Annotated in this window: 17 protein-coding genes; 9 read left to right on the top strand and 8 right to left on the bottom strand. The window is 62.2% G+C overall.

Translation table 11 applies throughout. The features are described 5' to 3' along the window. Positions 1-126: 126 nt before the first annotated feature. Complete coding sequence (locus tag AB4M76_RS17175) at positions 127-624, bottom strand: BrnA antitoxin family protein (RefSeq protein WP_368443207.1); 498 nt, start codon at positions 622-624, stop codon at positions 127-129. Between the two features lie 185 nt (positions 625-809). On the opposite strand from AB4M76_RS17175, the gene AB4M76_RS17170 reads away from it, so the two are divergent. Next, positions 810-1,934 (top strand): beta-ketoacyl-ACP synthase III, encoded by a 1,125-nt coding sequence (locus tag AB4M76_RS17170; RefSeq protein ID WP_368443206.1) that lies wholly within the window; start codon positions 810-812, stop codon positions 1,932-1,934. Positions 1,935-1,962: 28 nt separating this feature from the next. Here the strand turns inward: AB4M76_RS17170 and arsH are convergent, their stop codons facing one another. After that, on the bottom strand, positions 1,963-2,679 hold the full coding sequence (gene arsH / locus AB4M76_RS17165) for an arsenical resistance protein ArsH (protein WP_368443205.1): 717 nt from the start codon (positions 2,677-2,679) through the stop codon (positions 1,963-1,965). A gap of 120 nt (positions 2,680-2,799) precedes the next feature. On the opposite strand from arsH, the gene AB4M76_RS17160 reads away from it, so the two are divergent. Then, positions 2,800-3,381: a thymidine kinase gene (locus AB4M76_RS17160; protein WP_368443204.1), complete on the top strand. Its 582-nt coding sequence runs from the start codon at positions 2,800-2,802 to the stop codon at positions 3,379-3,381. Here the strand turns inward: AB4M76_RS17160 and AB4M76_RS17155 are convergent. The 5 genes from AB4M76_RS17155 to AB4M76_RS17135 form a co-directional block, all read right to left on the bottom strand. Next, entirely contained in the window at positions 3,378-4,328 is a 951-nt protein-coding gene (locus AB4M76_RS17155; RefSeq protein ID WP_368443202.1) for a 2-hydroxyacid dehydrogenase, read from the bottom strand. The genes AB4M76_RS17160 and AB4M76_RS17155 overlap by 4 nt on opposite strands. Beyond that, on the bottom strand, positions 4,325-4,663 hold the full coding sequence (locus tag AB4M76_RS17150) for a tRNA-binding protein (protein WP_368443201.1): 339 nt from the start codon (positions 4,661-4,663) through the stop codon (positions 4,325-4,327). The genes AB4M76_RS17155 and AB4M76_RS17150 overlap by 4 nt, the downstream gene beginning before the upstream one ends. Next, a complete protein-coding gene (gene proC, locus AB4M76_RS17145; protein ID WP_368443200.1) occupies positions 4,656-5,471 on the bottom strand; it encodes a pyrroline-5-carboxylate reductase in 816 nt (271 codons plus the stop codon). The genes AB4M76_RS17150 and proC overlap by 8 nt, the downstream gene beginning before the upstream one ends. 30 nt (positions 5,472-5,501) lie before the next feature. After that, positions 5,502-6,002, bottom strand: coding sequence for a YbjN domain-containing protein (locus AB4M76_RS17140; RefSeq protein WP_368443199.1), 501 nt, complete (start codon positions 6,000-6,002; stop codon positions 5,502-5,504). Positions 6,003-6,307: 305 nt separating this feature from the next. Then, on the bottom strand, positions 6,308-6,550 hold the full coding sequence (locus AB4M76_RS17135; RefSeq protein WP_368443198.1) for an accessory factor UbiK family protein: 243 nt from the start codon (positions 6,548-6,550) through the stop codon (positions 6,308-6,310). 95 nt (positions 6,551-6,645) lie between these two features. Between AB4M76_RS17135 and lgt the strand changes: the two genes are divergently transcribed. The 5 genes from lgt to AB4M76_RS17110 all read left to right on the top strand — a co-directional run bounded on the left by lgt (position 6,646) and on the right by AB4M76_RS17110 (position 10,806). Then, on the top strand, positions 6,646-7,530 hold the full coding sequence (gene lgt / locus AB4M76_RS17130; protein WP_368443197.1) for a prolipoprotein diacylglyceryl transferase: 885 nt from the start codon (positions 6,646-6,648) through the stop codon (positions 7,528-7,530). Continuing rightward, positions 7,527-8,585, top strand: coding sequence for a class I SAM-dependent methyltransferase (locus tag AB4M76_RS17125; RefSeq protein WP_368443196.1), 1,059 nt, complete (start codon positions 7,527-7,529; stop codon positions 8,583-8,585). Before lgt ends, AB4M76_RS17125 begins: the two co-directional genes overlap by 4 nt. After that, complete coding sequence (gene pgeF, locus AB4M76_RS17120; RefSeq protein ID WP_368443195.1) at positions 8,582-9,337, top strand: peptidoglycan editing factor PgeF; 756 nt, start codon at positions 8,582-8,584, stop codon at positions 9,335-9,337. The genes AB4M76_RS17125 and pgeF overlap by 4 nt, the downstream gene beginning before the upstream one ends. A gap of 279 nt (positions 9,338-9,616) precedes the next feature. Further along, entirely contained in the window at positions 9,617-9,760 is a 144-nt protein-coding gene (locus tag AB4M76_RS17115; RefSeq protein ID WP_368443194.1) for a hypothetical protein, read from the top strand. 290 nt (positions 9,761-10,050) lie between these two features. After that, positions 10,051-10,806, top strand: coding sequence for a Hint domain-containing protein (locus tag AB4M76_RS17110; RefSeq protein ID WP_368443193.1), 756 nt, complete (start codon positions 10,051-10,053; stop codon positions 10,804-10,806). Here the strand turns inward: AB4M76_RS17110 and AB4M76_RS17105 are convergent. Then, on the bottom strand, positions 10,803-11,303 hold the full coding sequence (locus AB4M76_RS17105) for an Lrp/AsnC family transcriptional regulator (RefSeq protein ID WP_368443192.1): 501 nt from the start codon (positions 11,301-11,303) through the stop codon (positions 10,803-10,805). The two genes, AB4M76_RS17110 and AB4M76_RS17105, sit on opposite strands and share 4 nt — an antisense overlap. 207 nt (positions 11,304-11,510) lie before the next feature. Here AB4M76_RS17105 and trxB point away from each other — a divergent pair, with 207 nt between their 5' ends. Together trxB and AB4M76_RS17095 are read left to right on the top strand one after the other, a co-directional pair. Continuing rightward, positions 11,511-12,515 carry a thioredoxin-disulfide reductase gene (gene trxB / locus AB4M76_RS17100; RefSeq protein ID WP_368443191.1) on the top strand — a complete coding sequence of 335 codons (1,005 nt, stop codon included), beginning with the start codon at positions 11,511-11,513 and terminating at the stop codon, positions 12,513-12,515. A 194-nt stretch (positions 12,516-12,709) separates the two neighbouring features. Next, a complete protein-coding gene (locus AB4M76_RS17095) occupies positions 12,710-14,422 on the top strand; it encodes a bifunctional sulfate adenylyltransferase/adenylylsulfate kinase (protein WP_368443190.1) in 1,713 nt (570 codons plus the stop codon). The last annotated feature ends 83 nt before the right edge of the window (positions 14,423-14,505 follow it).

Genomic DNA, 14,505 nt, shown 5'->3' with positions numbered 1-14,505 from the left:
GCGCCCGCCCATGGGGCGGTCGGGCGCTCCCCGGCGGCGCGGGGCGCCTTGAGTCCGGGCAACCACCGCAAGACAGTCTCCTCAACTCCCCGCCCCCGTCCGGTGGCACAGCGGGCATCGGCCTCCTCACCCCACCCCACCCCGGCACGACCGAAACACCCCCAGCGCCCCCTCGCCCCCGGTCACCTCCTCCTCCGCCAGATACCGCTCCTCATTCAGCGAATAGAGCCGCCCGTCATCCCGCCGCACCACCCCGTGATGCGCCATTTCGATCTCCCCCGTGCGCGGCCTCGGATATTGCATTAACAAGGCCAGCTCCAAATCATCGGCCTCCGGCCCGTCGATCACCCCGGCCAAACGCCCATGCATCCAGGCCCGCAGCACATCGTTCATCCGCTCCTGATAGCCCCGCCCCATGGCGCGGTAGAATTTCACCACATCCTCTTCCAGCCGGATCGTCAGCCGCAGCTTCGGCCGCCGCCCCCGCGCCCGGGCAATCTCATGCCAGTCCCGCGGCACCGCCCCATTGTCCAAGACCGCCTGATGCACGTCCCATTTCACCTGCTGCATGACATCGGTGAAATAATTCATATGCATCCGCTGCACCTGCCCGCGCTTAGTCATAACGCCTCCCCTGTCAAAGCCGTGGCAAGTCTGTTGCAATTTCGTTAAAATAATCCCTGACCACCGTATGCACGCGCCGTGCACGCCCGGTGTACAGGCTGTGACAATGACCAAAGGGTTAATCCCAAGCGGCCCAACCGAATGAACAGGACGAGCCAAGCCATTGGCGAGAAAGGATACTTTAGATGTACCAAGCCGCCATCACCGGCACGGGCGTTTTCACCCCGAAACAGACCATCAGCAACGCCGAACTGGTCGAAGCCTTCAACGCCTATGCGGACCTCTATAACGCTGAAAACGCCGACGCGATCGAGGCTGGCAAGATCACGCCCAAAGCCCATTCCTCTGAGGAATTCATCGTCAAGGCCAGCGGCATCGAGCAGCGCTATGTCATGGATAAATCAGGGATTCTCGACCCCAATATCATGCACCCGCTGCTGCGCCAGCGCAGCGACGAAGAGCCCTCTCTCATGGCCGAAATGGCCGTCGACGCGGCCCAGAAAGCGCTCGCTCAAGCGGGCAAGACCGCCGCGGATATCGACCTTGTGATCTGCGCCGCCTCCAATCTGGAACGCGCCTATCCCGCCGTGGCGATTGAGATCCAAGACCTCATGGAAATCAAAGGCTTCGCCTTCGACATGAACGTGGCCTGCTCTTCCGCCACCTTCGGCATCCAAGCCGCCGCCGACATGATCCGCTCCGGCTCGATCCGCGCCGCATTGGTTGTCAACCCCGAGATCTGTTCCGCCCATCTCGAATGGCGCGATAGGGACTGCCATTTCATCTTTGGCGACGTCGCCACCGCCACGCTGGTCGAGCGGGCCGAAGACGCAGACGGCCCCTGTTTCGATATCATTTCAACACGTTGCGCGACCGACTATTCCAACAACATCCGCAACAACAACGGCTTTCTGCGCCGCTCCCGCCCCGACGGTCTGGCCGACCGGCGCGACATGCAATTCATGCAAAACGGGCGCAAAGTCTTCAAGGAAGTGCTGCCCATGGTGGCCGAACATATCGGCAGCCACATGGCCGACAATGACCTGCAATCCGCTGATCTGAAACGGGTTTGGCTGCATCAGGCCAATAAATCCATGAATGATTTCATCGGCCGCAAAGTACTGGGCCGTGAGCCGGAGCCGGGCGAACAGCCCAATATCCTGCAGGACTACGCCAATACTTCCTCCGCCGGGTCGATCATCGCCTTTGCCAAACATTCCAGCGACTTGGAAGACGGCGACACCGGGCTGATCTGCTCCTTTGGCGCGGGCTATTCGGTGGGTTCCGTCCTCGTCCGGAAACGCGGCTAGGCGTTTCCGGAGGGCGGATGCGGGGGCGTTAAACGTCTTTTAACGAAACTCGCTTATGAAGTTCCTCGGCGCTTTCCACGCGCTCTGAGTAACGATTGACGAGGTAATCCGCCCGACCCCGCACCAACCATGTGAACTTAACCAGTTCCTCCATCACATCGACGATGCGGGCCAGAAACGGCCCCTGCGGCAAACGCCCGCCTTCGTCGAACTCCAACCAGGCTTTCGGGATGCTGGATTGATTGGGGATCGTCACCATTCGCATCCAGCGGCCCAGAATACGCATCTGGTTCACCGCGTTAAAGGATTGCGAGCCGCCGCTGACCTGCATCACGGCCAGCGTCTTGCCCTGTGTCGGGCGAATGCCGCCTTTCAACGACAGCGGCAGCCAGTCGATCTGCGCTTTCATGATCGCGGTCATCGCGCCATGCCGCTCCGGGCTGGACCAGACCATGCCCTCGGCCCAGATCGCCAGCTCGCGCAGCTCCGTGACCTTCGGATGATCGGCCGACGCATCATCCGGCAGCGGCAGACCGGCGGGGTCGAATATCCGGGTTTCACAGCCCAGATACTCCAGAATCCGCGCCGCCTCCTGCGCGGCCTTGCGCGAATAGCTGACCTCGCGCAGAGAGCCATAAAGCAGCAAAATCCGTGGCTTATGCCCCGGATCATCTGCCGCCTTGAGTGCTGCCACATCGATCTGCGGCAAGGCCTCTTTGCGCAGGTTGTCCAAACCATCTGTCATCACGCGATCCCCTATATTGACCTGCCTGCCCCTTACCCCCTCGCGGCCCCAATGTCATCCCGCAGGATCCCCGGTCATTCAATCTTGATCCGCCCCGACGGGCGGCGTAACACCCGGCCCATGGCCAAGCTCTACTTCAACTATTCGACCATGAACGCCGGCAAATCCACGGTGCTCCTGCAAGCCGCGCATAACTATGTGGAACGCGGCATGGTGCCCTATTTGCTCACCGCGCAGTTCGACAACCGCGCCGGCGAAGGCCGTATCGCCTCGCGGATCGGCATCGGTCAAAACGCCGATACTTTCGGCCCCGGAGAAGACCTTTTGGCCAAGGTCAAAACCCGGCTCGCCGACGGCCCCTGCGCCTGTATTTTCATCGACGAAGCCCAGTTTTTGGAAGCCGAACAAGTCTGGCAACTGGCCCGCGCCGTGGACGATTTACACGTGCCGATCATGTGCTACGGGCTGCGCGTGGATTTCCAGGGCAAGCTCTTCCCCGGCTCCGCCGCCCTGCTCGCGCTGGCGGATGAAATGCGCGAGGTGCGCACCATCTGCCACTGCGGGAAAAAGGCAACAATGGTCGTGCGCCAAGACGCCGAAGGCCATGTCATGCGCGCCGGGGCGCAGGTTCAGATCGGCGGCAACGAGACCTATGTCTCGCTCTGCCGCCGACATTGGCGCGCCGCCGTGGGCGACAATTAAACTTTATTGGGCAAAGGCTTACCCTCTATGAAAGCCTGTAGGTTGGCAACAACCATCAGCCCCATATCCACCCGCACCTCGCGCGCCGAGGTCCCTAAGTGCGGCAGCAGAACCACATTTTCCAGGTCACGCAGCGCCTGCGGCACCTGCGGCTCGAACTCATAGACATCCAGCCCCGCCCCGCCGATCTGCCCCGCCTGCAGAGCGTCGATCAGCGCAGCCTCCTGCACCACATCGCCGCGCGCGATATTGACCAGCCGCGCATGGGGCTGCATGGCTGCCAGAACCTGCGCGTCAATCATATGCCGCGTTTCACTGCCGCCGGGAACCGCCACGACGAGCACATCGACCTTGCCCGCCAGCGCTGCAAGGCTCTCCACCCGCGCAGCCGGAAAGGCCAAGTCCTTGGCGCTGCGGTTAAAATAACTGACCTCCATGCCAAAGCCGAAGTGGCAACGCTGCGCAATCGCCTGACCGATACGCCCCATGCCGACGATCCCGACCTTCTTGCCGGTCAGATGCAGCCCCAGCATCTGCGTCGGATGCCAGCCCTCCCAGGCGCCGGAGCGGACCAGTCGCTCCCCCTCCCCCGCGCGGCGGGCGGACATCAGCATCAGGGTCATGGCGATATCTGCGGTCGCATCCGTCACCGCCCCGGGAGTGTTGGTCACCGCCACACCAGCAGCCCGCGCGGCCTCCACGTCGATATGGTTGTAACCGACGCCGAAATTGGCCAGCAGCTTGCAACGGGGCTCGGGGACATCGGCAAAAACCTCGGCGGTAAAGCCATCGCCCAGGGTCGGCATCACCGCATCATAATCCCGCAGCGCCGCGCGCAGTTCATCCGCGCCGAGCGGGGCAGTCTCTGCCCGGACCGTCACGTCACAGCCCACGAGCGCGCGGGTTACCTCCTGAGGTAACGGTCTGGCAAACAATATCTTTTTCAATGCATCCGCCCCCCGTCCGGCACCTTCTGGTCGGGTGAAATCAAGACGATCTCGCCCGAGCTGTCGGGCAGCCCCAAGACCAGCACTTCGGACATGAAAGGCCCGATCTGCCGCGCCGGGAAGTTCACCACCGCCAGCACCTGCCGCCCGACCAACCTCTCGGGATCATAATGCGCCGTGATCTGCGCCGAGGTCTTGCGCTCGCCGAGCTCAGACCCGAAATCGACCCAGAGCTTGATCGCAGGTTTGCGCGCTTCGGGGAAAGGCTCGGCCCGCGTCACGGTGCCCACCCGGATGTCGACTTTCAGGAAATCATCGAATGCAATCTCAGCCATCGGCCAGCTCCCGCGAGCGGTCTGCGGCGGCGGCAACGGCCCGTTTCAGCAAGGCGGGGAAGCCGTTCTCGGCATCCATCAGCACTTCGAGCGCGGCCTGCGTGGTGCCATTGGGGCTGGTGACATTCACGCGCAGCTGCGCGGGGTCCTCCTCGGCCTCCATCGCCAGCGCCCCGGCCCCGGCGACCGTGGCCTTGGCCAATTGCAAGGCCAGTTCCTCTGGCAACCCCTGCGCCACACCGGCGGCGGCCATAGATTCGATCATATGGAAGACATAAGCCGGGCCCGAGCCGCTCACCCCGGTCACCGCGTCGATCTGCGCCTCATTCTCAAGCCGAACCACCTCGCCCACGGCGCTGAGCAGCGTTTCGGCCTCCTCCAACGCCCGGCTGCCAGCCTGCGCGTTGCCGACGATGGCGGTGATCCCCCTGGAAATCGCGGCGGGCGTGTTGGGCATGGCCCGCACAATGGGGGTGTCTGCGCCGAGGATACCCTCGAAATAGCCGATCGTCGTGCCAGCCGCGACGCTGACAAAGACCGTCTCGCCATTGCCCATCGCTTGCAGCGTCGGCAATGCCTCTGCCATCATCTGCGGTTTGACGGCGACCAGCACCACAGCGGGTATTGCAGGCAAGGTGGCATTGAGGTTCACCCCGGTCTGCTGCACCCAATCCGACGGCTTTGGGTCGACCACCCAGACGGCGCTTGGCGGCAGCCCGCGGGCCAACCATCCTGCCAGCATTGCCGATCCCATCTTGCCACAGCCCAGCAAAACCAGACCATCGCGCGCAACCCTGCTGTCTTTCATCCTATCCCCCGAAGTTGTTCGGGGACTTTGTTACGCCCGGCCGTAAGCCTCTGCAATGGCTACGTCCATCGCGGCTTTTGGGGATTGATCGCCCCAGACCAAAAGTTGCAGCGCCGGATAGTAGCGTTCCGCACTCATCACCGCGGCCCCGATCATCGCGTCAATCTGTTCTGGCCCCGCATGCTGGCCACCGGACAGCACCAGACCATAGCGGTAGACCATCAACTGCTGCTCGGACCAAAAGGTAAAGGCCCCTGCCCAGCATTGATCGTTCACCAGGTTTAACAATTCGTAAAGCGGCGACAGTTTTTCTGCGGGCGGCTCCATTTCGAAGGTACAGATCAGACGGAGCGTTTCGTCATAGGCGGACCATGCCAGTGTCACCGAATAGGTGCGCCACTGCCCCTCGACCGCCATGGCGATCTGATCATCGGCAACCCGGTCAAACTCCCAATCATGATGAGCCGCCAAGTTTTCAACGATATCAATGGGGTGAATGTCTTCGTCAAGGTACTGTTCGGACAGGGCCATCTCGCCACCTTTCACTCTCTTCCGGGCGGAGCGGTGAACGCTACCAACCATGGAAACCTGCACAAATAGACGTGTAACTTTACCAAGCCTATACAATATATGGTGGTGCGAGTGAGTCGATCTGGCAACCTTTTTCTTGGGGATAACCACAATTCATAGGGGATAACCGCAATAACTTGTGGGTAAGTTGCGCAAATCGTCTAGGGTTGGGGGAAATGCAGGGGGCGCAGGCTATCGAGGGATGCGCTTGCGGGGCCGCCGCCCTGAGGGCGACCGCCGGTCTTTCATGCGACGCGGAGCGAAGATCAGCCTTTCGCTTCCAGCTTGTCCAGCCGCGCCTTTAGCGCGTCATTCTCTTCACGGGCTTTTTGCGCCATGGCGCGCACGGCATCGAACTCTTCACGGGTCACGAAATCGCGGTCTGCGAGCCACCGGTCCAACATGCCTTTGAACGCGGTTTCGGCCTCGTCTTTGGCGCCCTGGGCCACGCCCATCGCATTTGTCATCATCTGTGATACGTCGTCGAAAAACTTGTTACGGGTCTGCATTTCTGGCCTCCGGCTATCATGTTGGTTTCTATATGGGGCGCATGGCCCCTACCCGCAAGGTTGACTTCCCCGCGCGCCCTTGCTCAATCAGCGCCATGATAGCCATGCTCCCCTTCCCCGACATCGCGCCGGAAATCTTTTCGGTCAGCCTTTTTGGCACCACTTTCGCGCTGCGCTGGTATGCGCTGGCCTATATCGTGGGCATTCTGATCGGCTGGCGGATCGCCACCGCGGCGGTCAAACGCCCGCATCTGTGGAAAGACAACACGCCGGTGATGAAACCCGGACAGGTCGAAGACCTGCTGTTTTGGGTGATCCTTGGCGTGATCCTTGGCGGCCGCCTGGGCTATGTGCTGTTTTACCAGCATGCCTACTATCTCGCGAACCCGGCGGCGATCCTGCAGCTTTGGGAAGGCGGCATGTCCTTCCACGGCGGCGCGCTTGGGGTTATTCTGGCGGGGCTCTTCTACACTTGGCGCCACCGCATCCCGGTGATCTCCACCGGCGATATGGTCTGTCTTGGGTTGGCGCCGGGGCTGTTCTTGGGGCGGCTCGCGAATTTCATCAACGCCGAGCTTTGGGGCCGCCCGACCGATCTGCCCTGGGGCGTCGCCTTTCCCGGTGAGGCCGCGCAATTTTGCCCGGACGTGGCCGGCATCTGCGCCCGCCACCCTTCGCAGCTTTATGAAGCCCTGCTGGAAGGGCTGCTGCTCGGCGGGTTGCTGATCTGGATGGCATGGAAGCGCGGCGCGCTGAAGAAGCCGGGCCTCATCGGCGGCACCTTTCTGGCCGGCTACGGCGCGGCGCGCTTTGCGGTTGAGTTTTTCCGCCAGCCCGACGCGCAGTTTGTCACCCCGGGCAACCCGCTTGGTCTGGCGTGGCATATTGGCGGCTGGGGGCTGACCATGGGGCAAATCCTGTCGCTGCCGATGATCGCCGTCGGGGTCTATCTTATCCTGCGGGCACGGCGGCGCGGATGAGCTTGAAGGACCATCTGCTGGCGCGGATCGCCTTGGAAGGCCCGATGCGGCTCGACGCCTATATGCAATCCTGTCTACTGCACCCCGAATGGGGCTACTACACAACCCGCGCGCCCTTTGGGGCGGCGGGCGATTTCACCACCGCGCCCGAGATCAGTCAGATGTTTGGCGAGTTGGTCGGCCTGTCGCTGGCGCAAAGCTGGCTCGATCAGGGCGCGCCGGCGCCTTTTACGCTGGCAGAGCTTGGCCCCGGACGCGGCACGCTCATGGCCGATATCCTGCGCGCCTGCGCCCGCGTGCCGGGATTTCTTGACGCGGCGCAAGTGACGCTGATCGAGGCCAGCCCGGCCCTGCGTGAGGTGCAGCGCGAGACGCTCAAGGGGCATGAGGTGACATGGCAGGACGGTGTTGCGGACCTGCCCAACGCGCCGCTTTTCCTGATCGCCAATGAGTTTTTCGACGCGCTGCCGATCCGTCAGTTCATCCGGCAGGGCGCGGGCTGGGCCGAGCGTTTGGTGGGCGCGGCCGAGGGCGAGCTCGCCTTCGGTCTTGGCCCCGTCGCCGCGCAGCCCGCCCTCGCGCATCGCATGGAGGATACGCGGGACGGCGATCTGGTCGAACTTTGCCCCCTTGCGCCCAAGATCATGCAGAGCATCGGCACGCGGATCGACCAGCACGGCGGAGCCGCGCTGATCTTTGACTATGGCGATTGGCGCGCATTGGGCGACACGTTTCAAGCGGTGGAGAATCATCAGCCCACCGACCCGCTGGCCGCCCCGGGCCGCGCTGATCTGACCGCCCATGTGGATTTCGAAGCGCTGGCCACAGCCTGCCCCTGCGCGCATAGTCGGGTGACGCCGCAGGGCGTGTTTCTTGAACGTCTCGGCATCACCGCGAGGGCGCAAAAGCTGGCCGAAACCCTTAAAGGCGACGCACTTCAATCGCATATCGCTGCACATCGACGGTTGACGCATCCATCGGAAATGGGAAACCTGTTTAAAGCGATGGGGCTTTATCAGGCCGGTCAGGCCCCGCCACCGGGGACCGAAGCATGACGTTAGAAATTCTCACCTCAGACGCCCTCAGCCCCTTTCGCCACGGGTTCTTTACCCGACAGGGCGGCGCGTCTTCGGGGGTTTTCGCCGGGCTGAATTGCGGCACCGGCAGTTCGGATCAATCCGAGATCGTCAGCATCAACCGCGCGCGGGTGGCGCAGGCAATGAATGTAGCCCCGGACCACCTCGTCGGGGTGCATCAGGTACATTCCGCGACCGTGGTGACGGCCACCGCCCCCTGTCAGGACAAGCCGCGCGCCGATGCGCTGGTCACCCGCATCCCCGGCCTCGCCCTGTCGGTGCTCACGGCGGATTGCCAGCCCGTCCTCTTTGGCGATGCGGAGGCCGGCGTCATCGGCGCGGCCCACGCAGGCTGGCGCGGCGCGCTTGATGGGGTGCTGGATGCCACGGTGGATGCGATGGTCGGCCTTGGCGCAAGCCGCGAGGGGATCACCGCCGTCATTGGCCCGACGATCAGCCAGCGCGCCTATGAGGTCGGTCCGGAGTTCATGGACAATTTTATGAATGAAGACCCGGCCTTCGCCCGGTATTTCACGCAGGGCGACGGCGACCGGCTGCTCTTTGATCTGCCCGGTTTTGGCCTCAACCGCCTGCGCGCCGCCGGGGTTGGCCATGCCGAATGGACCCGGCACTGCACCTATAGCGACCCGCAGCGATTCTACTCCTACCGCCGCACGACCCACGCCAAAGAGGCGGACTACGGGCGATTGATCGCGGCCATCGTTCTGTAAAACGGCCTTAAATAGGGCAACCCCCGCCCCCTTTGCGCCGCATTGCTGATGCCAAATCGGGCACAATACCCCAGAGCCGCGCACTATTGTTTCAACAACCTCCCGGAACGCCCTGAAAAATCGCATTTTTCAGAATGCGGCGAGAGCTGCACAATCTGCCTTCTGCCTCGCGCATTTTCTCTAAACCTTTCCTCGAATCGTCAAAAACCGGCCCGATTGCCCCGTCATAGTAATCCTATGCCGGGTGCCAGCCCCGATAGACGCAAGAGGAATAAGACCATGAAAAAGAACCCGCGTTTCATTAAGTCGGTGGTTGATAGCGCCGCCAAGAATGACACCGTCATGCCTTGGGCCAGAGGCGCCCGCCGCGCGGCCTTTATCGCCAAGCGCAACGCCGCGCCGGTTGCCCGCAAAACCGCCTGATTTCCCCTTCCCCGCAGGCGCGCCCTGCTGGCGTATCCGACAGCCCCGCGGGGCGGCGATTCGCCTTTGGGGGCAGGCTCAGCTGAATTATGGCCAGGGGTTACCACCAAGCGGAAACAGCCCCCGCCGATCCAACGCATTGACCCAAAACGCGACCGCAATGTCGCGGAAGTTTTGACAATGCGCCGCCAACATGGCGAACTCGTCTGACAGACCCGATGAACCGATGCCGTTTATGCCTGTACCGCCGGTTGCGCCCGCGCGGATGGGACCGATTGAAAGGTTTCGAAATGCCAGCACCCGCAGCTCTAGCGGCCAGCCCCCTGCTCTCCGACGCATTTGGCGGTGGCGAAATCCATGCGCCCCCCCCGCCAGTGCGCAACTACGAGATCGCGGCCCTGAGGGCGGATGGATCGCTTTTCATTGGCCAGGACCACGCCCCCGCCCTGCCGCTGTTTGAATCCGCCTTCGCGGCCTTTGCGCGCGGCACGCTGGTCCAGACGGTGCAGGGCGAAGTCGCCATCGAAGACCTGCAACCGGGCGATATGATCAACACATCCTCGAGCGAGCCAGCGGAACTGGTCTGGATCGGGTCAAGCAATTTTGTGCCGGCAGACGCCGGGCGGCGGATGCCCCTCGTCAGGATCATGCCCGACAGTTTTGGCCAAGATCGGCCTAGTTCTTTCCTGACCGTCGGCCCCGCGGCCCGCGTGCTGCACACGCCGCCTCAGCTGCGGGGCGAAGCTGGGGGCACGCGTCTGCTGACACCGGTTCGGGAATTTGTGGATGGGGTCAATGTGATCGAAGTCGTTCCGCCCACGCCGGTGCGGCTTTTCCACATCTGCCTGTCGCGCCACGCGGTGCTCAAGGCCGGGGGGCTTGAGATGGAGACGTTTCATCCCGGCGCGCAGGCCACGCGGGCTGTCTCGCAAAACCTTCGCGACAGGTTCCTCTCCCTGTTCCCGCAAATCGGCCATGCCACGGACTTCGGCCCTCTGGCCCACCCGCGCGCGCCTGAGACAGCTGGTGACGGCGCCGCGCCCTAAGGCGCTGTCGCCAGCCGCGCTTCCAACACATCAAAGGGCACGCCGGGCTCATCCTTGGCGCCCCGGATCACAAGGCTTGTCTTGACGCTGGCGACATTGGGCGTCGTCAGCAACTGCCCGGTCAGAAAGCTTTGAAAGCTCGACAGATCGGGGGCCACGCATTTGAGAATGAAATCGACCTCGCCATTGAGCATGTGACACTCTCGCACCAAGGGCCAGCCGCGGCATTTCTCTTCGAAAGCGCTGAGATCAGCCTCCGCCTGACTGGCCAGACCGACCATGGCGAAGACCTGCACTTCAAACCCGAGCTCTCGCGCATCAACGTCGGCGTGATAGCCTTTGATATAGCCGTGCTCTTCCAAAGTGCGGACCCGACGCAGGCAGGGCGGCGCTGAAATACCAACCCGTTTCGCGAGTTCGACATTCGTCATCCGACCATCCGCCTGCAATTCCGCCAGTATCATTCGGTCAATTGGATCCAGTCGCGTGCCTGCCATAATATCCTCAGCATTTTTCAATTCTTATAGCAGCCCACAGGGCGCGCGCAATAAAGTTTCACAATAGCGCAAGATTCTTCGCGCTTGAAAAGTCTTTGCTTCGAGACTGCCGATCACTGGAGGGGGCAACCTACGGCAGGGGTTTAACGGCCCCGCAGTGATCGCTATATGAAACCAGCATTATCAACGACAGCCCGGGGGCGCCAGATGGCCGAAACACGTAAAACCAAGGTACTGATCATCGGCTCCGGCCCCGCAGGCTACACCGCTGGCGTCTATGCCAGCCGGGCGATGCTGAACCCGATCCTCGTGCAGGGGATCGAACCGGGTGGCCAGCTCACCACCACCACCGAGGTCGAGAACTGGCCCGGCGACAGCGAGGTTCAGGGCCCCGATTTGATGATCCGCATGCAGGAACACGCCAAGGCCATGGGCACCGAGATCATCGGCGACATCATCACCGATCTGGATCTCAGCAGCCGCCCCTTTCACGCCAAGGGCGACAGCGGCACCACCTATATCGCCGACGCGGTGATCCTCGCCACAGGCGCGCGGGCAAAATGGCTGGGGCTGGAGTCAGAAGAGAAATTCAAAGGCTTCGGCGTCTCGGCCTGTGCCACCTGTGACGGTTTCTTTTACCGCGGGCAGGAGATCGTGGTCATCGGCGGGGGCAATACCGCTGTGGAAGAGGCGCTGTTCCTGACCAACTTCGCCTCCAAGGTCACGCTGATCCACCGCCGCGATGAGCTGCGCGCGGAGAAGATCCTGATCGACCGGCTGATGAAGAACCCCAAGATCGAGCCACTGTGGTTCCATGAGCTGCATGAAGTCTATGGCAGCGACAGCCCGCTCGGCGTGGAGGGTGTGAAGGTCAAACACACCCAAACCGGCGCGATCACCGACATTCCGGCCAAAGGCGTCTTCGTGGCGATCGGCCATGCGCCGTCGAATGAGCTGGTGAAAGACGTGCTGGAGACACATATGGGCGGCTATGTCGTCACCAAGCCCGACAGCACCGAAACCTCCGTGCCGGGTGTTTTTGCAGCAGGCGATTTGACCGACCACAAGTACCGCCAAGCCGTCACCTCTGCGGGAATGGGCTGTATGGCCGCGCTGGAGGCCGAGCGGTTTCTTGCAGAGGTTGGCGATGACGAGGGCAAAGATACCTCCCTCCCGCTGGGCTACGGGGCCGAGGTTAAGGAAAGCGTTTAAAACATCGCTCGGGAAGGCGGACAGAATTCTTCTGGCGCCTTCCCCATCCTCACGTTTTTACGAAAGATCGAGCATCGAGGGGATTCCTGCCCTTCTTCGCCTGCTGCACCACGATACTATAGACTTTCTTACCCGTCCGACGCTAAGGCGGCTTTACCGAGACCTGACCCTACTCGTTGCCAAAAGTGATAGATATGATGCAAAACAACCTCGCCCCGATTTCCGAACTCTATGTCTCCTACGACTCCGCGCAGAAGCTGAAAGTAGAAGCCGGCAACCTCGTCAGCCTCGACCTTACCCCCCGCCAGATCTGTGATCTGGAACTGTTGATGAACGGCGGTTTCAACCCGCTCAAAGGGTTCCTGACCGAGGAAGACTACGACGGCGTGGTCGAGAACATGCGGCTGGCGGATGGCTCCCTCTGGCCGATGCCGATCAACCTCGATGTCAGCGAAGACTTCGCCGAGAAGCTGGAACTGGGTCAGGACATCGCCCTGCGCGATCAGGAAGGCGTGATCCTCGCCACTATGACGGTCACCGACCGCTGGACCCCGAACAAGGCACGCGAAGCCGAAAAGGTCTTCGGCGCCGATGATGACGCGCACCCGGCGGTGAACTATCTGCACAATCAGGCGGGCAAGATTTACCTCGGCGGGCCGGTGACCGGCATCCAGCAGCCCGTGCATTACGATTTCCGCGGCCGCCGCGACACGCCGAACGAGCTGCGCGCCTATTTCCGCAAGCTGGGCTGGCGCCGCGTTGTGGCTTTCCAGACCCGCAACCCGCTGCACCGCGCGCATCAGGAACTGACCTTCCGCGCCGCCCGCGAAGCCCAGGCCAACCTGCTCATTCACCCGGTCGTGGGCCTGACCAAACCTGGCGATGTCGATCACTTCACCCGGGTGCGCTGCTATGAGGCGGTGCTCGACAAATACCCCGCAGCCACCACGTCGATGAGCCTGCTGAACCTCGCCATGCGCATGGCCGGCCCGCGTGAAGCGGTCTGGCACGGGCTGATCCGCAAGAACCACGGCTGCACCCATTTCATCGTCGGCCGCGACCACGCCGGGCCGGGCAAGAACTCCGCCGGTGAAGATTTCTACGGCCCCTATGACGCGCAGGAACTCTTCCGCGCGCATCAGGAGGAAATGGGCATCGAAATGGTCGACTTCAAACATATGGTCTATGTGCAGGAGCGCGCCCAGTATGAGCCCAATGACGAGATCGAGGATAAGGATAACGTCACCATCCTCAACATCTCGGGCACCGAACTGCGCCGCCGCCTGCGCGAGGGGCTTGAGATCCCCGAGTGGTTCTCCTTCCCCGAGGTGGTCAAGGAGTTGCGCCGCACCTCGCCGCCGCGTTCCAAACAGGGGTTCACCGTTTTCTTCACCGGCTTCTCCGGCTCGGGCAAATCCACCATCGCCAATGCGTTGATGGTCAAGCTAATGGAGATGGGCGGCCGCCCGGTCACGCTTCTGGACGGCGACATCGTGCGCAAGAACCTCTCCTCCGAATTGGGCTTCTCGAAAGAGCACCGCGACCTGAACATCCGCCGCATCGGCTATGTCGCGAGCGAGATCACCAAGAACGGCGGCATCGCCATCTGCGCCCCCATCGCGCCCTATGCCACCACCCGCCGCGCTGTGCGTGAGGATGTGGAAAACTTCGGTGCCTTCGTGGAGGTTCATGTCGCCACCTCCATCGAGGAATGCGAACGCCGTGACCGCAAAGGTCTCTACAAGCTGGCGCGCGAGGGTAAGATCAAAGAGTTCACCGGCATCTCTGACCCCTACGATGTGCCGCAGAACGCCGAACTGGTGCTGGACACAGAGAATGTCGATGTCGACAACTGTGCGCATCAGGTGCTCTTGAAGCTGGAAAACATGGGTCTGATTGCGGGCTAATCTCCGCCAGTTGAGATCAACCGTAGGCGCAGCCCCCCGGGGCTGCGTTTTGCGTTTCAGCGCTCTTTCATGAGCCTTCCGCG

The sequence above is a fragment of the Sulfitobacter sp. PS-8MA genome (genome assembly GCF_040933935.1).
Classification (GTDB): Bacteria; Pseudomonadota; Alphaproteobacteria; order Rhodobacterales; family Rhodobacteraceae; genus Sulfitobacter.
The sequence above is the reverse complement of the archived record's forward strand: the minus strand, read 5'-3'. Positions and strand labels throughout refer to the sequence as shown.